Origin of the sequence: Algoriphagus pacificus (assembly GCF_017254845.1) — a bacterium.
GTDB lineage: Bacteria > Bacteroidota > Bacteroidia > Cytophagales > Cyclobacteriaceae > Algoriphagus > Algoriphagus pacificus.
Map to the genome: position 1 here is coordinate 997096 of NZ_JAFKCU010000001.1, position 20751 is coordinate 1017846.

At 38.9% G+C, this 20751-nt stretch carries 10 protein-coding genes; all 10 read right to left on the minus strand.

Annotated features, from left to right (window positions below; translation table 11 throughout):
* Positions 1-92 precede the first annotated feature (92 nt).
* Positions 93-6272: a S8 family serine peptidase gene (locus J0A69_RS04185; protein ID WP_236032623.1), complete on the minus strand. Its 6180-nt coding sequence runs from the start codon at positions 6270-6272 to the stop codon at positions 93-95.
* 560 nt (positions 6273-6832) lie between these two features.
* Entirely contained in the window at positions 6833-10558 is a 3726-nt protein-coding gene (locus J0A69_RS22705) for a sensor histidine kinase (RefSeq protein WP_317194833.1), read from the minus strand.
* Positions 10559-10561: 3 nt separating this feature from the next.
* Positions 10562-15886: an ATP-binding protein gene (locus J0A69_RS04195; RefSeq protein ID WP_206585249.1), complete on the minus strand. Its 5325-nt coding sequence runs from the start codon at positions 15884-15886 to the stop codon at positions 10562-10564.
* Positions 15887-16197: 311 nt separating this feature from the next.
* Positions 16198-16389: a hypothetical protein gene (locus J0A69_RS04200; RefSeq protein WP_206585250.1), complete on the minus strand. Its 192-nt coding sequence runs from the start codon at positions 16387-16389 to the stop codon at positions 16198-16200.
* A 239-nt stretch (positions 16390-16628) separates the two neighbouring features.
* On the minus strand, positions 16629-17357 hold the full coding sequence (locus J0A69_RS04205) for a DUF6090 family protein (RefSeq protein WP_206585251.1): 729 nt from the start codon (positions 17355-17357) through the stop codon (positions 16629-16631).
* Entirely contained in the window at positions 17354-18037 is a 684-nt protein-coding gene (locus tag J0A69_RS04210) for a hypothetical protein (RefSeq protein ID WP_206585252.1), read from the minus strand. The genes J0A69_RS04205 and J0A69_RS04210 overlap by 4 nt, the downstream gene beginning before the upstream one ends.
* Positions 18037-18759 (minus strand): hypothetical protein, encoded by a 723-nt coding sequence (locus J0A69_RS04215; protein WP_206585253.1) that lies wholly within the window; start codon positions 18757-18759, stop codon positions 18037-18039. The genes J0A69_RS04210 and J0A69_RS04215 overlap by 1 nt, the downstream gene beginning before the upstream one ends.
* A 3-nt stretch (positions 18760-18762) precedes the next feature.
* Entirely contained in the window at positions 18763-19290 is a 528-nt protein-coding gene (locus J0A69_RS04220; protein WP_206585254.1) for a VOC family protein, read from the minus strand.
* A gap of 32 nt (positions 19291-19322) precedes the next feature.
* Positions 19323-20090 (minus strand): DUF6090 family protein, encoded by a 768-nt coding sequence (locus tag J0A69_RS04225; RefSeq protein ID WP_206585255.1) that lies wholly within the window; start codon positions 20088-20090, stop codon positions 19323-19325.
* Positions 20087-20743 (minus strand): DUF6090 family protein, encoded by a 657-nt coding sequence (locus J0A69_RS04230; RefSeq protein ID WP_206585256.1) that lies wholly within the window; start codon positions 20741-20743, stop codon positions 20087-20089. Before J0A69_RS04230 ends, J0A69_RS04225 begins: the two co-directional genes overlap by 4 nt.
* Positions 20744-20751: the final 8 nt, after the last annotated feature.

The window sequence follows — 20751 nt, forward strand, 5'->3', positions numbered from 1 at the left end:
TCAACTTATGAGTTTTTATTCAATTTTAATTTAAGAAAAGAAACGTATGAAATACTATTCCATACGTTTCTAGAAAGGTATTTTTCAAATAGTTAAGGCTCTTTTATCACATTGACCGATTTTATCCCTTTTACGGTGTTGATGTGAATTACATACAATCCAATATGCATCTGAGAGAAGTCTAATTGTAGTCGACTTTCATTTCCATTCCAGATTTTTGGCATATGCTGGATTCTTCCCATAGCATCCAAAACAACCAATGAATATTCTGTTGGCTCTTCTGTAACCAGACCTTTTAAGTTAATATTTAGTATGTCCTTAACAGGATTAGGATATGCTATAAAGTCAGTTGATATCTCTTCTTCTTCCTGTAGGTTGGTCATTCCCTCAGATAAGAGGATTTCCGTATTCGATTCATTCAGTATTGGAGCCTTTCTTACATTTTCGAAAGTTGTGGCTTTTGGTCGGATAGCAATCGCCTGAGATACCCAATGCTCACTTTCTGAAGCTGTAGCAATCAAATCCCCTGTTTCACCTGCTTCATTTTGGATAAAGTAAGCCATCATATTAGATGTTAAGCCTTGTTGATCATTAGGATCATCATAAACTTCAATAGTACCTGCTGGTGCCGTCCATGTTGCGTTTTTCTTATTTGAGTAGAATAACATCACCATGGTGTTGCAATCAGTGGTTGTGAGAGATGGTGCAGTTCCAATTAATCCTTGAGATCCAGATGCTCCGCTAAATGCTACAATTGGCCCATCAGGATGATCTACATCTGCTCCAGTGATTCTTGAAATTCCCATAGTCCATTTTGGAGCTTGGTTAATTCTGAACTCATAAGTCTCCGGCTCATTGTTATCTTTCACCACTTTGTAGTAAGTAACCATTGCCACTTGGTTCTCTTGGTTCACTCGCTGGATGCGAACCCAATTTTTATCAACTGGATTAACTTGAGGGGCCTCTCCTTTTTCAAACATCAATCCGACAATCAACAAATCTCCGACTTGTGTATTCGCAGGCTTCTTGATAACAGCAGGGTTACTTGTATTACCTGCCCCCATCGCAGTTTCAAAATCTCCCATCACGGGTGCCTCATTAATACATCCGACAATCAGTAAAGCATCCGGATTTGAACTGGCTGAATTATAATTTTCATTTCCAATAAAGGTTGCTATAACTTGATAGGTGCCAGGGAGAGTAGGAGCAAAAGAAGTAGGTCCATAGCTTATATCTCCAACTCCCATATATTCTAAGGTGATCAGATTAGGGTCTAGAACTTCTTCTTCCCCTCCAATTCCGAAGGCAGAAGCAGTTACCTCAATTGGTCCAGAGTTATATTCAAATATTCCTCCAATTACTGAAACCGTAGGTGTTGCTTTATCCACGGTAAGGAGACCTTTGGTAATGCTTGCTATGCTGTAGTTTGAAGGATCTACGAAACTAATTGTTGGATCAACCTCATAAATTCCAGCACCTATCAATCCATCATTAATTACATATGGATTACTATCCTTAAGAAGTGAATAGGATATCGAGCTAATTACCGATTCTTCATTCTCTTCCAGGGTTACTTCTATTCCTTCCGGATCAAGGAAAGTGGTGCTGATTTTAAAACCATCAAATTCAGTATTGTATGCTGGAGCGGGATCCCCATAGTTAATTAAATCTGGATCTGCAGAAGTAGTAGCAGTTAAAGGTGCCGGGGTAATAGTAAGATCGGCCGGCAGGTAAGATGAAATAAAGTTTCTGGATTCATATGTTCCCGGAATAATGAAATGATTACCAACATCTGTTCCTGTGACCATATTCACTGAGAAGAATTCCAGGTTGAAATCATCATCATTTTCACCTATTTCTTCACCAAAATCATAGTACTTACCTATTTCTGCATTTTCACCTTCTTCAGCCAATTCCAGATCAGATTCACCAAATATTACAAGGTTATTGTTCTCAACTTCTTCACCTTCTCCTCCAGTGCTATTGATAATCGTCCTTGAATTAATGATGGTTCTACCATTGATCATTGTGCGGGCATTGATGATGACGCGGCCATTGATAATAACTCTTCCATTGATCATTGTTCTAGCATTGATCATAGTTCTAGCATTGATTATTGGCCTTCCATTTATAGTTACAGATTTGAGATCCTGACTCAGTGGATCTTCCAGATAATCAAGGAAAGAAGAACCTGGAACATCGAATGCAGAATTAATGATCGGTCTGCCATTGAGGATAGTTCTCGCATTGATGATTGATCTCGCATTTATGATAGTTCGACTACTTACCATGAAGCTTTTATTGATAAAGCTATTTTTATTGATAATCACCCTACCGTTAAAAATACCTAGAGGTAGGCTATTATCTCCTTCTCTTTTGGCAAGTTCTAGATCCTGCATGTACTCATTGAGAATGCTGTTTTTCAGACCTTCGACATCATTTATTTTCACTATTCCTTCAGATTCAATTAGCTCTTCAGGAATGATGACTTCAAATTGTATTGCATCACTGATTGACTCACCGTACTCCAATGCCAATTCGCCAACCAGGTCAACAGGCTTGATGGTAATTGGCAGTGATTCCACAGTAATAATTCCTGGGCCATAATTCCCGAAGTCATCATTTGTTCCGTCATAAAAAAGAGTCCCATCTTCCTGCAAAACACCTACATAATTGTAGAAATCTGAGAAAAGAACGCTCGTTGGAGCGTGAGAGGCGGTAATTATATATGTTCCAACATCAGCCAAATCTCCATCGATTGTACTTGATAGAGTAACCAGCTGTAAATCTGGGTTTAGATTTTCTGGATCAAGCGTAAGACCTACATCGGCTAAAGTAAGATCACTTAATACCCAATTGTTGTCTATCCTTTCATAGACACTCGCAGAAAATGGCTCTACAACTTGAGCATACTTTTTAGTCACATCGTCTGCTCTGATAGCGATAGTCTTTTTGACAATATCAAAGAAGTATTCCGGACCGGCAGTACCTCCATCCAGTTCACTGTCAGAAATGGCATTATTTACCACTGTGACACCAGGATTTCCTTCAAAAGGAGGGACTGTTACTTCCAAGTACCCAGTTCCGAATTCATCAACTCCATAGATAGCCTCAAGCTGCTCTTCCCTTAAATAAACATTCGAGCCCTCATAGAGATTAGTCCCTGTTATGATCAATTGAAATTCAACCTCTCCAGGATTAATACCATCCTCATACACCAATTCTATATTGTCAGGATTAGGAGCGGCTAGCGTGAGCAATGCTTTATCTGCCCTAATAAGACCGGATCCAGATTTAAAATCATCTCCGGTTTCATGCATGTCTTGTGCGGTAGTTTTAAGCACTCTTCGAATGTCTTCTGGTAAACTCGCACCTACATCACCCACCCAATCTGTTGGTTTGGATTCAGGATAATATTTTACTCGTGCCTGCTTCACCAAAGCAGCAATGGCAGCAGCATGGGGAGCTGCGGCTGAAGTACCATAGAAGTTTGGAAAATCATCTCCTTCCAGATTTGGAGCGCCAAAGTTTACGGTGGTATTCACGCCATTTGGAGCGGTAAAATCCGGCTTACTTCTAATCGCATTATTGGTTGTCGTACCTCCTCTAGAAGAGAATGACGCAACTGTAAATGGCTCAGTGCCACTTGGAACCAATGCTGGATCAAATCCAAAAACAGAAGTGTTGGCATAAAGCACGGCTCCAACCGTCATAGCACCTTCTGCATTTGCGTGTCCAACTATTGTGGAAGCATTTATTCCATTTTGATCATTCGGGTCAAGCTCACCTCTGTAAACAATGTACTTAAACTTAATTCCCAAATTCGAATCCATATCAAGACAGCTTTCGCACTCCCTCGCAATCAAAAGTTCAATGGTGGTTGGTTGTGAAATGGTAAATGAAAGAATTTCTATAGGGTCACCATTTGCATTGTTTCTATTGAAACCAAACAATGGAACTCCGAAGTCTTTTAGGTAAATGTCAAGGTCATACAAGCTACCAACCTGGTCTATTGAATAGAGTGGATCCTCCCATTGAAGGGCAATCATGTAAACAGCAGGTCCATTTTGTCCTGGGAAAACATTAATTGATTGGGTTGTGCTTCCATCGCTGAATTGGTGAACTCGGCCACCATCCCAGGTACCGCTATTCAGTGGCAATTGAATAGTTGGGTCGGTTGTAGGGGTAAATAATCCTTCAAAACTTTTGCTGCCGAAATTTCCTGCAGAAGTGAAATAGGATACCCCACTTGCTGTGACTTCATTTACTGCTTTGGCCACTTTACCATCGCTAAAGACAGGCTCAGTCATATAGGATATATCGTCCACTAAAATATCACTTCCTGCAGCAGCCAAATCCCTAATTCCTTGGGCAAAATCACTTGCAGTGAGAACTCCAGTTCTAAATCCAAGTTCTGCGCCTGGGGCGACGTCATGAATAATCTGCATCATTGCACGACCTTCGTCAGTACCAGTTCCAAATCGACTCGGCATGTCTCTTAAAAAATAAGTGCTTGCAGGTAAATCTCCATTGGAAATATCGTTTTCTAATGTATTTACCCCTGCATCAGTTCGGGTATTATAACTGTCTGAAAATACGCCGATTTTTATGCCTGTTCCGTCAATTGGTTGATCCCCTTCAAAGTGAGAATATCCCGCTCTAACTAAATTGGAACGCATTACCCGGTCACCCTGAGTAGTTGTAGCTCCTTTATTGGCAACAGGCGGAATAGCTGGGCGAACGTGATTTAGGACTTCAGGATATTGATTTAATTCCAATAACTTTTCTATTGGGAAAAAGCCTGCAATAATCAATGAATTAGGATCTTGCTTTAATTCATCTTCTGTAGGAGTGACGAATCCTAAACTTTCAAGAATCACCTTAGCTTCGTCAAACTTATCTTTCATGTAAATTACCTCAATAAGGACTTCGTTTCCATCGATATAAAAGACTTCGTTTGATTCTACTATTTGGCCTTGATTGAATATTTCATGGAGAGCACTTAATTCCGAGCCTATGAGCTCATATACTTTTCCTTGAGTACAAATCCCGAATATTTGACGATCATTCACCGTCACTTGGAATGTTTCTGTGCTTCCACAATTTTCATTAACTGAAACTTCAATTACATCTCCATCAGTCACTAAAATAGATTCAGGAGTTTCAATAGTTTGTCCATTTCGAGTAAATATCAATTCCCCAAAATCCACAGATACAAAGGTGTTCAGATTTGCAATTGCTGTATTTCCGCCATTTTCTGTGCTACAAAGCACTGCATCAGTAACAGATATGACTGGTGGTGTAATCAAGCTTACATCAAGGGTACATTCAGTAGGTGCACAAGCTCCAATGTTATCGATTTTAACGGATACACTGCCTGATCCAGTCCATGTCACATTAATGCTGTTGGTTCCTTCTCCAGAGGTGATTTCTCCGTCCCCAGTCAGGGACCAGATGTATGAAAGAGAACCAGCAGGAACGGTATAGGTAGCAGAAGATCCTGCGCAAATTTCAGATTCTCCCTGAATAGTACATTCTGTATCAAAGTCAATTACTTCAGATGCTGCTTGAACAGAGGCACTTTGGCTACCAACAGATTTTCCATTTAATGAAACAACGCGGGTATGATAAGGTGAGCCATTTATACTCGAAGCTGAATTTCCATCGCCCCAATCCTGAGCTTTGGCAATGTGGCCTCCCCAAGCAATAACAACTGAATTATTTGCCCCGTTTTCACCACTTACCGAAAAGGTTATACTTAATCTTGTGATGGTGCTCGTGGAGGAATTTGTCTCCTGAAGCACATATCGGATATCATTAAATGTCCCGCCATAAATAGCCATTCTCCTTTCCTCTTGGGTAAGTTCATTGAAACTTGTAAAAGGTTGCGGAGTTCCGTTAGGAGTTGGGATGGAAATATATTCAGGATTTCCTGAGGTCGGGATGACATCTTCACAAATTCTATCGAAGCTAGTGATGTAGTCGATTGCGTATTTACTGTCCTTACTTGTGTCCCATTCAATTTCTACCGTATGACTGCCGGCTCTTAATTTTGAAATGGTAAGACGGTAAGGAATGGATTGTCCCTCGTAGAAATGGCTATTTCCGGAATTTGAATTTCCAGAAGACCAACTGACCGGGCTGATTGGGTCTTTATCAAATCCGCCGTTTTGACCCTGTTCCAATTTTACATCTTGGGCAAATGTGAAATTTGATAGGAACAATAAAATAAAAACAAGCCCCTTAGTAGTAGAAAGTAACTTTTGCATCATGGCATTAAAAGTTTAAAGAATTAAATATTAATCAGAAATGATATGGTTTTTGATAGAGCCTTAAATCAAAAAAAAGTATCAAAAACTATATTTTTCTGGTGGGATAAACAGAAATCTTACTAACAAAATGTATTTCTAAAATAGTCAAAAATTGATTGCCAAAATATTAAATATCAAATATTTACAAATGTTAAAAGAGAATTAAAAAACCGTTGCTAAAAATAAAGAATTGATTGTTCTCTACTAACTTTAACTATTTAGCACAATATCAAAATGTATATGAATATATTGTTATTGAAATTTAAAATTCTAAGAATAAACTAGATGATAAGAATTTTATTCTTTTTTTCAATTTTTGAATAAAAACTCCAATTATTATCTAATTAGTAGGTGATTTGAGATTTTTCTAGGAAGTTTCGATTAACTAAATGCCAGTAATTTGTTTTCGATTCTTTGAGAAGTATACTGGATCAAGGCTATAAATTCAGCGAAAAACAGCTACTGGTTTATCACCCAAATGAGTTTTGAAGTATGCTTGAACTTTCAAAACCAAAAACTTGCTAAGCTGGCAAATGGATCAAAAATGTAGTTCCTTCTTCTTCTTTTGATTCCACCCTAAATTCTCCTCCATGGGCCTTTACGATATCATAACTTAGGCTCAATCCCAATCCCGTTCCCGAACCAGTAGGCTTGGTGGTAAAGAAAGGCTGAAAGATCTTTTCTTTCAAGGAATCAGGGATACCTGAGCCGTTGTCTTGGACAGAAATTTCAATTCCATTTTCAGTCTTATTTGAGCTTATTACAACCTCAGGTTTGTAGCCTTCAATTCCTGTTTTAGCTTTTTCGTCAACAGCATAGAATGCATTATTCACAAGATTCAAAATTACCCTGCCGATATCCGAAGCGACCACATTTACCTTGGGTAAATTAGGGTCAAGTTCTAGTTTGAAGTCAGCATTAAAACTCTTGTCTTTGGCCCGAAGGCCATGAAATGAAAGTCTGACGAATTCATCAGTCAAAGAGTTTAAATCGGTAGGAGCCTTAACTCCTTTATTTATTCGGCTATGTTCCAACATGCCTTTGACGATTGAATCGGCACGCTTTCCATGAAGGTTGATTTTACTTAGGTTATCTTTTAGGTCTTTCCCTATTGCTATAGCCTCTTCAATGTCTCCATTTTCCAATTCCTCATTCATTTCATCGACTAATTCCTCACTTACTTCGGAGAAATTATTTACAAAATTCAAGGGGTTTTGTATTTCATGAGCGATGCCTGCAGTAAGCTCACCAAGAGAAGCCATTTTTTCAGATTGGATCAGTTGAGCCTGGGCGGATTTTAGTTCGCTAAGGGTATGTTCGATTTTTGATTTTGCATCTTCCAACTGCTTGAAATCTTCGTATCTGGCATAGGCAACTGAAAAAGTATCTGCAAGATTCTGAACTAACTCGATTTGCTCCGGAGATAAGTCTTCTGCACTTCCTACATATAACATTCCCTGAGGAAATGGAATAAACTGAAGGGTCAAGGATTCAGGAGGCTCCTCGCCTCCTTGATAGGTGGTAGGGTTCTCTATTTGTTGTTGTTTCAGCAATATTTTTGTGAAAGCAAGGAATTGCTCCTTGTTCCAATGGTCAATGTAAATCTGTTGCTTTTTCCAGTGTTTAACACCGTTAGAACTGATGTCATTACTGTCATAATTTAAATTGAGAGCAGCTAAAGGTTTTCCATCTGGAGTTGATAAATAAAAGCGGACTTTTTGTACTTTTTCATCGACGAACATTAATCCACATCGGAAGAAGGGAACCCCCAGTCGCAGCAATTCTTTCCAGATTAAGGGAGTAATACGCTGCAAATCCTCCGTGTTTCTCATCGAGGCAATTTCTGCTCTTACACGGTCGAGGGAAGATTGTTTGATGGCTTCTTTTTCGCGGGCTTCTGCTTGTTTGATATCCTTGAAACGTGTGTATGATTGGTCGAATACCTTTCCAAAGCGTTCCAGGACAGAAAATTTGTCATCAGATAAAGGTTCGATACAGGCAAGAAATAAGACTCCAAAATCATTAAATGTATTGTATAAATAGACTTTTTCAGGAGCTCTCATTGCTTCTTGGACTTCCTTGGGTAGTCTTCCCAATTCCATTTCATTGAAAAGTACATCACACCAGCTTACCATGTTTTCACCTTCCAAAATGTAAAGTTGCTTGGTCCTTTTTTCTTCCCAATATTTCCAATATTCCAGATAAACTGGATGATCCTGATTGGTAATTAAAAAGCTGTCTGTTCCGCTTTCCGCTTCTGGATTGGCTGCCCACCATCGGACAGAGCGGCTTTCCGGATAATAAATCCAAATGACAGCGCGCTCCATCTGTAATTCCAGATTGGTCAATTCCTCAAATACTTTTGCAAGTATTAAATTCAATTCACCAGAATGCTGCATAGCCATGGAGCGGCTTCTTACTCGCTCTAAAGCCGCTTCAATTTGTGATTCTCTGGCTTGTGCCTCTGCTTTTTTAAGGTCTAGGAAACGGGTATAGGATTGTTCGAAGACTTTGGCGAAGCGATCAATTAATGAATTCTCTTCTTTTGTGAATTGATGATTAGTAAAATTGAAAACCCAAAGGCCCGTGTTTTTCTGAATTCCCCAGGAAGTTTTAAATCCGTATTCTATGGATTGAATTCTTTTCCATCTTTCTTGTGTCACAGATATGCCAAGATTTGTTTTATCGTACAAGTGGTTATAAAAATCCAGAGTTTCTTGCCTCGTTAAATCAAAGCTTAGGAAAGTGTCTCCTCGATCTCGAGCTTCCCAAAATTTTGAAAATATTGGATGGTCAAAATAGGGGATATTCAAGCGAATAGGATAAATCATGTCTGGCGTTGCTGACCAAAAATGAAAGTCCTTTGATTGATCTTCAAAGGTGACTAATTGACAACCATCTATGGGAAGAGCTAAGCTTTGAAGTTGACGGAATGTTACCTCTACCACCTTCTCAAGCTCTTCACTACGATGCATTGCCATTGAGCGGCTTCTCACTCGCTCCAAAGCAGCTTCAATCTTTGACTCCTTTGCCAGGGCTTCTGCTTTTTGAAGGTCCAGGAAGCGGGTGTAGGTAAATTCGAATGCTTTGGCAAATCGGGAAAGGATTTCAATGGCTTCCTTTTTCAAAGGTTCAAAACTCATAATGCCTAGAAATCCTTGCAAAAAACCGGCATCGGTCATCACAATTTGATCAGGTGGATATTTAAATAGTTTTTGATAATCCTCATCCTTAGCAACATGGGGTAGGGTTGCAAGGAATGACATATAGTTTGCTAAATCCTCTTCCTGATAGATACGAGTATTAATTATTCCTCTGTCTTGCTTCCATTTCGTATAAAATGCTTTTAATTGTTCTGATTGAATCAATGGAGTAATATGGCTTCCAGCCATGACCCGTCCATCAGCATGAGTCATCCAGACTTTGACTGTATCTGTAAGCGTATTAACATGACTGAAATAGGTTCTTGCTTCTTTTGGTAGTAACCCTAAAAAATCAAATTGCTGAAAAAAGACTGAAACTGTTTCATTCAGTTCAGCACTATCTTTCATCAAAAGTGTTCGGTTACGTATTTTTCCAAGAGCTACTTCGATCTGTGCTTCTCTTGACTGGGCTTCTGCTTTCTGAAGGTCTTGGTATCGCGTATAGGTTAATGAAAAGACATCTGCAAATCGGGATAAAACTAGAAAGAGATCCTTTGAAAGTTCTTTTTCTGTCATAACCCAAAGAGAACCCTCAGGAATAATGACATTATTCAAATAAAGCTCTTTTGGGAAATTAGAAAGGTAGATAGGCGCTTCAAAAGTTTGCTGCGCATAAATACTTTTAAAAAATGCTTCTACCTCCGGTCCTTGAAGATGTGTGACATGGGTATTTTTCTTTTGTTGCCAATCTTGAAAAAGCTTCTTGGTACCTGGATGATGGTTCATATCTATAATACCACCTGCAATAAAGATCCCTTCATTTCCAATTGCAGCAGACCAAGATTCCATGGTGCAATTTGCTTGGATAATGTTGAGTCCATTGACGAAGCTTTCAAATCCAAGGTTTTCTAGTTCTTGAAATAGTTTATTTACTGCTTCGCCTACCATTTCACTGGAGTGCATGGCCATTGCCTTTGCTCTTACTCTTTCCAACCCAGCCTCAATCTCCAGCTCTCGATTTTTTGATTCCAACTCCTGAGCTTGTGCCTCGACTTTCAGTTGGAGCCTTTCAATTTCAGCTTCTATTTGGGCCTCGCTTTTCATGGCTTATCTTGGGTCTAAGGGTAATAAAATCGTCATTTTAGTTCCATCATTTACTTTACTTGAGACCAATAAACTCCCCCCATGCGCTTTGATGATGTCATGGGTTATTGATAGTCCAAGTCCAGTGCCTTCAGTTCCTTTCTTGGTGGTGAAAAATGGCTGCAGGATCTTTCCGAGAATTTCCTCTGGTATCCCTGGTCCATTGTCTATGAAATCCAGCATCACCTTGCCATTGGAACGATAAGTATTCACAGTCAATTTGGCTTCGTAATTTTCGCTTCCCAGCGCATTTATTTTATCCCGCATCGCGTCAAAGGCATTGTTGCAGAGATTCAGAATCACTCTGGAGAAATCCTCAGAAATGATTTTCAACTCGCCTACTTCCTCTTTCAATTGCAGGTCAATAGTTACATTGATGGGATTTTTGGCAGCTCTCATACCATGAAAAGCCAGGTTGACAAATTCTTTGATAATTGGATTGATGGCTTTGGATTCCATTTTGTTATTGGAAGCCCGACTGTGCTGCAGCATAGACTTGACGATCCCGTCAGCTCGGGTTCCATGTTCGTGAACTTTCGCCAGATTGCTCTTTACATCTTCCAGGATGGCGATGATTTCTTCTTTGGTATCAGAGGATTCCAAATTTTCCAATTCTTCAAAAACCTCCTCGATCAATTCCGAACTGAGCTCTGAAAAGTTGTTGACGAAATTCAGAGGGTTTTTAATCTCATGGGCAATCCCTGCGGTCAATTGTCCTAAGCTGGCTAGCTTCTCTTGTTGAATCAATTGCTCCTGAGCGGCTTTTAATTCCAATAGCGCATCTTCTGCTTTTTTCTTGGCGTCTTTGATCGCGATCAAATCTTTTTCGGCTTTTAGTGCATTTGCTTCGGCGATTTTTAGGTCATTGAAACGGGTGAAAGTCAGATTGAAAACAGAAGCAAAGCGCACCAAAAGTGATAGAGTACTTGCTGGAGGTAAAGTATGAGTGGTTAGCATCAACATCCCTTTGGAGAAGAAGGCGGCAGATTGCACGCGTTGATCCTGGAGTAGCTTTTTATCAAAAGGAATCCCAATTTCATTTTCACAATAGCTAACCCAACTCTGAAGTTCTTGCCCTTTTAATTGGACTGTCAAAGTTTCTTTTTCTTCTTTCCAAGCCCGATAAAGTTTATTGATAACAGTTGCCTCATGAATGCTGGCTTCAAATCGGGTTTTGATCAGATTTCCCCCCTGTTCGGTAGACCAAAATTCAACATTTTGATTTTCTTCAGAGACGATGGCAATGTTGATCCGCTCATGATCTACTCCAAGTGCAATCAACTGAGCAAAGAGTACAGCAGCTGTTTCTGCCAGCTCTTCTGAACTCTGCATAGCTAAAGTTCTTGATCTTACTTTTTCCAAAGAAGATTCAATCTGGGCTTCCCGAAGCTGCTCTTCCGATTTTTTCAAATCCTCAAAACGTTTGTATGCAAGATCAAATGCGGCTCCCATTTTAGTTAAAATCAATTCTATTTCCTCTGATGGGGGGTCCAATAAATCCAAGCACATTCTACCGCTTTCGAGCGTTACTGTCGGATGAAAAAGGTTTTTCATTCCGGTGGATTTGACAAATTGATCCGCCTCATCTGCTTCCTTGGATTTGCCATGATCTCTCAGCCATTGAAAAGTGACCTGCAAATCCTGTAAATCCTGGACTACCAAAAAGTACTTTTCTTTTTTTTCAAAAATGCGGTGTGCGTAAAAATTGGGATCTGTGTTTTCTAATTTGAAACTTATATCAAAAGGCAGGTGAAGTTTTTCATTTGTCAATTCCAAGGAAGAAAGATCCCACATGCGATGATTTCCTTTGGGTTCTTTGATGAAAATGGTTGAGGCGGCTACCCCGGGTATGTCCAATCCCATAACCTCTTGCTTGAGTTTGAAAACCACATCAAGAATTTCCTCGGATTGAAACATTGCCAGAGCTCTTGCTCTCACTCGTTCTACTGCCAAATTGATCTGAGCTTCTCGGGCTTGTTTTTCTGCTTTTTGTAGATCTAAGAAGCGGGTGTAAGTCTGTGAAAATACCCGGGCAAACCTGACCATAATTTGCTTTTGCTCCTCCTCAAGTTCTTCATCTGCCACAATATGTAAGTACCCATCTCGAAAATTAGCACAATAGAAATGGGGATTATTAGGCATCTCCTTAGTTGCAATTGCCTTGGCTACTTCCGAATCTAACTGGTCAAAAACCAATTGAAGGTGATGTTTAAATTGGTCGGTTGTTGCTTTTTGATGAAAAAAGGGTTCTTGATTTTTCCAGGCTTCATATCTGTCATTTAGAATAGTCTCTCCAGTTTTAGGTAGAGTAAACTCCTCTCTAGAGGTGCCGTCCGGCTTAGTAAGCCATAAAACCTGATTATTTTCTTCTTCATTATAGATGGCATAGCCACATTGATTGATATTCTGGATACCTAATCGGTTTAGTTCAGTATTTAGAACCTCGGCAGCTTCTTGAAGTTCCTCAGTTCGATGCATTGCCATACTTCTTGATCTAACCCTTTCGAGTCCCGCCTCAATCTGAGCTTCCCTGGCTTGTGCTTCTGCTCTTTTTAAATCCAGAAAACGCGTGTAAGTCTGTTGGAATACTTTCCCAAATCGCATGAGAATCGCATTTTCCTGGGGGGTATAGGGTTTACTTTCGAAATTTTCAATGTAGAGCCCGATGTTATCCAGCAAGACAGTAGAAATTGCCAGACCAGGGTAGGATAAATAGATTTCCCGAAGACCTTCAGCAGCATCTGGGATCAATTTAAAGAGGTCTTCATAAAATCTGTTTTTCTCTTCGAAAGTATGCAGGTTAGCGAAGAAGTTGCCTCCATTTTTCTTGGCCTCTAGAAAGCTATTCCAGTGAGGACAATCAAAGTAAGGAAGTGTGATTTGAGAAGGAACGCCGTTTTTATCAGCCAGCCAGATGAACATGTCTTCTCGGTCTTTGTAGTCCAGAATAAATCCGGTATGCTCCACTAGGATGTTTAAAGAGATAAATTGATCATAAACAACCTGAATCACCTCTTTTAATTCCTCACTTTTCTGCATTGCCATGCTGCGGCTTCGAACCCGCTCGAGCGCCAGTTCGATTTGAGTTTCACGGGTTTGATGCTCTGCTTTTTTCAGGTCCTCAAATCGCTTATAAGCCAGATCAAAGACTTTCGCGAAGCGAACCAAGGTATCCATAGCTTCTTTTGGAGGATTTGGAACTGAACCCGGCAGACTATATCCTATTTCCCCATGTGATGTTCTTGCCATCACAAAAGTCAAACCCCCAATATGGCGGATATCATCTAGCGTAGGTGCTTGAGGATCTACTTTTTCAAAATCCCCCCAAGTGATCATTTTATGCACATAATCCACAGCCGTTTCCGTCTCCATTGCTAAAACCAAGATGGGGTCTGTGCCTTTTTCCCAATCAGCTACCAATTGGATGTCTCCATGAATCCGTCTAGGTAAGCTCATGACCATACCAATCTGAGTCCCATCCCCAGAAGTCATAGCTTTTTCGTAGGATTCAGGTAGCCATTGCATATGCCAGAAATAATTGGCCTCGTGTCCCAAAGCAACAAATTCCTTCCGCATGGAAACCATGATTTCAAGTAGCTCTGTAGACTCTCTCATAGAGGCTACCTGACCTCGGATCCTTTCCAGTGCAGCTTCAATCTGTGCTTCGCGTGCTTGTTTTTCCGCTTTTTCTAAGTCTAAGAACCTTGTATAAGCTTGATTGAAAACCTTTGCAAATCGGATAAAAATATCATGTGCTTCTGGTACAGGTTTGTAGGTAATAAACAACAAATGGCCATGGTTGAAAAATGCGACATGGTCAATTTGTTTTTCGGGAAGGGGTACTCCAGAATTATGTAAATCTGTTAAAGCTTCTCCTAAGACAGGTAAAGTTTTGAGGTAATCATAATGCTCCTTGATGACTTCGGGGCCAAACTCCTGAATGTAAAGAGGGTTTCCTTTTTTACTTTCCTCATAGTACCTGAGGAAAATATTTTCGCGGGGAGTCTTATAGAAAGGGAGGATTCCAGCCATGGACGTAAACCATTCCAAATCCCAAGGCTTTCCACTGGTTGTTTCCTCATCGTAGATATGAAAAGCACATCCCCAATTCTCAATTCCTAACTTCCGGACCTCTTCTTCCAATAAAATGGAGGCATCAGCTAATTCCTCACTTTTTTGCATGGACAAGCTTCTGGCTCTCAATCTTTCCAATGCCGCCTCGATTTGCGATTCTCTCGCTTGGGCCAAAGCATTTTGGATGTCTAAATAGCGCTTATAGGTTAATTCAAAAGTGTTTTTGAATGACTTGAGAATTTCTAATTTATCAGAACTGATAGGCTCATAAGTGGAGATGCCTATGGAGCCAGCTGCGAAGGAAAAGAAATAATAGCTGAGGATGGATATGTTTTCCAGTGCGGGATCGTCATTTTCACCCATTCCTTTTCTATAATCTCTCCATTCCTGAAGCTTTTTCCCTTTTACCTGAAACTCAGAGAATATGTCTTTCGAACTTCGGGTTTCTTTAATTAAGTTTTCTGTTAAAGGGTGACTTTTGTATTGGATAGTGGTAAGTGTTTTACCAGAATTAGGAGAAAAATCATAATTGAGTAAGGAATCCAGCTGATCTTGATAAATATTGATCATGGTGTTTCGGAGTGATTCGAAACCATGTTTTTTCAGTTCAGTAAAAATACTTTCAGCGATTTCGAGCAGATCTTCGGGCTTGCTCATTCCCATGGCAATCCCTCTTATTCGCTCTAATGAGTTCTGTATTTCAAGGTCCCTGGTTTTGTTTTCAAGTTCCACGGTTCGCCGATTAATAGCTTCCCGTAGCTCCTTATTTTCGGCACTGATCTGGTCATACCCTATTGTTTCACCTTCTTCAGCATTGCCATCAGGCGTAGAGAAATGCTGGTATATAAAGAGCCAACCTCGCTCTGTATAATGCATGGCTGATGAAAACCGGAATCGATCGTAATAAGTCCATTCTGTCTCGTTCAGAAAGTATGCATCAAAAAAATGTGTTATTAAGACGATGGAACCCTGTTTCTCAAAAGTTTTCTTGTTGTTTCTAAGTTCTGTTTTACCTGCCAGTTGATCCGCAGTTTTTCTTAAAAAATCAGTCGTTTCCTTACGTGATAAATATTCCTCATTGTTAGTGGAGCCTATAAAATGATAAGCCTCATCGAAGTAGGAATCGTAAGTTTCTACGTCACCGGATATATAACTGCTGAGCCAGGTGTCATAAGCTTTTGATATGGCAGCAGTTTCTTTTTTACTCAAATTCATAGGCTCAAAAATTAAAATCAAGTTGATAGAAACTTGGATCTTAGCTCAGGGAAAATTATTCGCTTGCAAAGAGTCAGCGCCTAAACTCAAATAACTATAGTAGTCTCTTGCAAGGCTTTCTAAAAGAGTGAATTTGCCTTATTTCAAGAGAATAGTTGGAAATATTTTGTTTGGTATAAACAAAATACAAAATCCATTTCTTATCCCCATTAAGAACTTGCTCATTTTTAAAGAATTAAAAAAAATAGTGTGGAATTGACCTCCTGAAAAAGGCTGGTAAAAAGATAAAAAATGAAGTTGAAATAAGACTATTACCCTATCTCACCATCGCCATCGATGTCTGTACCTGATCTTTCTTCCAGGATTTTCAGTGTTTTGATAAGGAGTTCTCTCGTTTTTTGTAACTCAGCTTCCAGTTGTTCTACTCTGGCTTCCAGAGATTCAGCTTTGCCTTTTTGTTCTTCTATTTCACTTTGTTGGATTAAATCCCAAAACATTCCCATGATCTAAATATTTGATTGTAAGTGTAATGTACCTGAATTTATGTAGAATAAAGCCATTTATGAGCTTTCTTTCCCAGGCTAAGTACCTTTTCAATTCTAGGATTAGTGGGTTTTAAACTTATTCCAAAGTCCGGTTAAATCAGCAAAAATTTTGAGCAAACTGATTTCTTAAATAGCTTAAAAGGAACCAAATATTTGGATTTTGTTTGAGCAGTTTTTGTCTGATTTTTCGGAAAATGCTAATCATGGTCTTCTTGCTTGATTAATGCCAATGCCTCTTCCAAATCCTTATCGAGGTTTTCCAGTAAAACGAGAAATCGAAGATTAAATGAATTTGATGCTGCCACAAGATTGAGAAACTTCTCCTCATTCAGTATTTTTTCAATATCCTCAAAGGAGATAGGCCGTTCTTTCAAAAACCGATTATACACTACCGACATTTCTTCTTCAAGAAAGAAAGGGCCGACTTCATTGTTCCAAAAATTTTTGATGATTAACTCAAAGTCTACCGTTCGCAAGTAATCCTGAAGTGATATCCTTAATTTTTCATGAAGTTTTTCCCCACCAAGAATAGTTCTTTCAGAACTCAGCTCTTGCTCTGTAATAGTGAAGTTTAAAGTGGCGAATGCATAAGTTGTCAATCCGAAAATTTTGCCGGGATCCTTTTCCAAAGAATCCTTAGTCATGATCCCGTCTAGAAATAGGTCAGAATCATTTAAAATCCTTTTGTTGACCGAAATGATATTAGCTAGAGTTGAACGAGCTTCCTTGATTTCTTCTTCGAGACTTTGAAGGCTTTGGTCAGAGATTCTTTCCAATTTTCTACCCTCATTCCAATTGTTTACTTGTAAGGCGATCAAGATGCCTATTACGACAAGCATTATCTCCCCTAAAGCATAAACCAGGTATCTGGTGACGCGATTTTGCTGGAGAAGTTTCTGTCTGATTTTCCTAAAAAATGAGATCATTCTAGTTGTGATTTAATTTGAGCCTTCAAAGATGATATTTCGGCTAAGGCAACTCTCATTCTATAAATAGCTCCCTCGCGATTATCCTGAAACATCTTGAAAAGCACTATATGTTGTGGGTTTTCAATAAAAGCTTGTAAGTCATTGGGCTCCATACGATCATCGTAGTCAAAGTCACTAAATTCCTTTTTTACCAAGGGTATCCAATCTTCATTGAAAGAGCCTTCCACATCCGAATTAGCCTGATAAACCTTAAAGAGGATTTCATCATAATAATTGATCAAATCAATCTTTAGTTTTTGAACAGAAAGAAGGTCTATTCCTTTGGATTTCAACACTTCGAATCCACTTGATTGGGATTTAAAGCGTTCAAATCGAATTACCTTCCCCATCCATAGGTTGAGTGTTTCATCAAAAATTCCTTGATTCACTCGATTCAGAATGGAATCTGTTATTTGATTGGCCAATACTGCTTTTTGGTATTCTTCAGTGAGTAGAATCGAATCCTTGCTTAGGTTTTCATTGATGAGGGATAGAATTTCTTTTTCAAAAATCCTGTTCTTGTTTTGCTCGTTCCAGTTATTCAGTGCAAAAGCACCCAAGATACCGATGGTAATTACCAGGATCTCCAGAATATATTCCGGCCATTTTTCTTTGAGGATGGAGAGGATTCGTTTCATTATTCAAGTCTTTTGATTTCTTCATCCAGATCCTGGATCATAGATTCAACTGATTTCCTAAGGTTTGTATAAAAAAAATCGATATACGATCTGGTGCGATTTCGTTGGGTTCTGATAAAATAAAGGTACTCTTGGTCCCTTTTTAAAGATTCAAAGTCTATGGGAACCATGGTTCCTGAAAACGTATTATCTGAATTTGGATAATTCCAACCTGCTTCAAACCGACCCGGTAAGATATGCCTCATCCCATACTGTACTTCAGCCAATTCCTCTGCCTCACCTTGTAAAAAAAAATCATACTGCGAATCATAGATCGAAATCAGCTTTGTCCGAATATCTGGATTGGAGATAATGTCGAGACCCTTGGATTTTGCAGTTTCAAAAGAGCTGGTCGAATGAACAAAATGCATTGGAAGAATTGAATAATTGAAGTGAAAAGCAAGCGAGTCATGGTATTCACCGTCATTTTCTAAAACTTCCAGAATTAGGTCTAAAGCGCCCTTGCATTTCCTGAGCTCATCCATATTCCAATCAATTTCCGCTAGATCAGTCACCAATTCAATCTTGCAACCTTTCAGGATTTCAAGTTCAGCTTTTCGCCGGTTTTTGTTTTCTCCATAGTTTGCAAGCTCAAAAGCACCAAAGATACCTATAATCAGCACGAGTATCTCCAGGATATATTCCGGCCATTTTTCTTTGAGGGTGGAGAGGATGCGTTTCATAAGTTAAAAACTACCTGAAATGATTTGCATGAGTTCTATGGTTTCTCCATCTGGACCTGTGAAGAATGCGGTTTTGGCTTGGATGCTTTCCGTTTCTACCTGCGTTATCGGCCTTGTGGACAGGCCTCCCGCTTTTATTATTCGTTCACTAGCTGACTCAATATCTTCAACCTCTATCCCCACATGTGCATAGCTGGCCCTAGTATTATTGGGAAGAGAATCAAGAGTTTCTCCAATTTCTAATCCAAAGTAATGCCCCGGGAATTTTAATAAAGCTAAATTGATCTCCTGTTCCAAAGTCTGACCATCTTCCGAGGTCCGCTTTAATTTTTTGATATGCTTGGTCACTTCCAAATCGAAGGCTGAGGTATAAAAATCCAATGATCTATCCATGTCTGAGACGTGTAAATACACATGATTGAATTGAGGTGTATTCGGGCTACTCACAGGGTTAGATTGGCAGCCAAAAAGCCCTATTAATGCTAATAGTGAGAGAATTCGCCTTCGAATTGAAAGGTTAAGTGTTTTCATTTTTATTGATGTTTCATTAAAAATTCATTTAGCTACTTTAAATAGTCATCTAGGTTTTGGACCATCAGCTCAATATCCCGTTCGGCATCTAAATAATATCTTTTAAGGGTATTGTATCTGATAAAATGAAGCTTCAAACTTTGATTGAATTCAGGGTCTGATGATAGAGCCTCCGCATCTATGGTCCTAAGAATATTTTTATCAAGATTTTCTTGCGCCAAAAGCTGAGTTAAACTTTCGCAAGTTTCACATTTAGAGTCTTGTAGAAATTTTTTTGAGATTAAAATATTTTGGATTTCGTCCCTGTTTTTTGAAATGATGTTTTCTAGGTTTATAATCCTCATCAGATCCATTTCATAAAAATTTGTGATTTGAATCCTCAGTTCATCATCTTGGATTAAATCTATTCCTGCATTTTTTATTGACTCATAAGAAGAAATCTTGGCAAAGAGGGATCCTCTTTTATACAAAAACCAGAAATCTATAGTAATAGCATCAGGAGCTTCTTTTTTTAAATAGAGGGAACTGTAAAGAGAATCTGACATGGCTAAATGATCAGAAGCAATGACAATATCAGTTTTCAGATCTTTTAAAGTTTCTGACAAATCATCTTTCAGTTCCTTTAATAACTTTTGCTCGGTAGCCTTATTTTTTTGACTTTCATTCCAGTTGTTGATCTGCAAGGCAATCAGAATACCTATCACGACGAGGAAAATCTCTCCCAGTGCATATACTAAATACCGCGTCACCTGATTCTGGCTGAGTAATTTTTGGCGGATTTTTCTAAAAAATGAGATCATTCGTTTTCAATTAGATATGATTCAAGCATTACTATAAGTTCATGATTGACTATTAAAAATTCTTGACATTGTACTAAATAATTGATACCGTAATTTTTAAAAACATCAAACTTTGCAACCGTTTCCCTATCTTCAATTGCAAACCCCAAATCTTTTATGGAGGGGTTTTCAGGTAATTTTAGGATGTTATCGTAATATTTTATCTGTAGCGGAACACCATATTCTTCACAAATTCGATTATTCAATTCGATGGCATTTACTACGTAATCGTACCTTTTTTTGTATTCTCTTAATTTGTTTTTGAGATTCTCATGACTTAATAAATCGTAAGCATTGGGATTGTTAGCAATCAGATTTGATTGAAAGGCCAGTCGAAAAAAAAATGGGTCTGCATTTATTTTTTGATTTGAAATGGAATCTACAAACTGGCCATTACTTAAGTTGACCAAGTTATTGAAAAGTGTATCTCTTATTTGCTGAAGCATTATTCTTGATTCAAAAAATACGGAATCTGCTTTAGCGTCATTTAAAAGTTGCCTAACCAGTTCTGTTTGTTTGATATTAGCTTTTCGGTTTTCATTCCAGTTACTGACCTGCAAGGCAATCAAGATTCCAATTACCACCAATAGGATTTCGCCTAAAGCATAGACCAAATAACGGG

What these genes read in the sequence shown, in the direction of transcription:
- J0A69_RS04185 (WP_236032623.1), bottom strand. Translation starts at nt 6,272, where the DNA reads ATGATGCAAAAGTTACTTTCTACTACTAAGGGGCTTGTTTTTATTTTA.
- J0A69_RS22705 (WP_317194833.1), bottom strand. Translation starts at nt 10,558, where the DNA reads ATGAAAAGCGAGGCCCAAATAGAAGCTGAAATTGAAAGGCTCCAACTG.
- J0A69_RS04195 (WP_206585249.1), bottom strand. Translation starts at nt 15,886, where the DNA reads ATGAATTTGAGTAAAAAAGAAACTGCTGCCATATCAAAAGCTTATGAC.
- J0A69_RS04200 (WP_206585250.1), bottom strand. Translation starts at nt 16,389, where the DNA reads ATGGGAATGTTTTGGGATTTAATCCAACAAAGTGAAATAGAAGAACAA.
- J0A69_RS04205 (WP_206585251.1), bottom strand. Translation starts at nt 17,357, where the DNA reads ATGATCTCATTTTTTAGGAAAATCAGACAGAAACTTCTCCAGCAAAAT.
- J0A69_RS04210 (WP_206585252.1), bottom strand. Translation starts at nt 18,037, where the DNA reads ATGAAACGAATCCTCTCCATCCTCAAAGAAAAATGGCCGGAATATATT.
- J0A69_RS04215 (WP_206585253.1), bottom strand. Translation starts at nt 18,759, where the DNA reads ATGAAACGCATCCTCTCCACCCTCAAAGAAAAATGGCCGGAATATATC.
- J0A69_RS04220 (WP_206585254.1), bottom strand. Translation starts at nt 19,290, where the DNA reads ATGAAAACACTTAACCTTTCAATTCGAAGGCGAATTCTCTCACTATTA.
- J0A69_RS04225 (WP_206585255.1), bottom strand. Translation starts at nt 20,090, where the DNA reads ATGATCTCATTTTTTAGAAAAATCCGCCAAAAATTACTCAGCCAGAAT.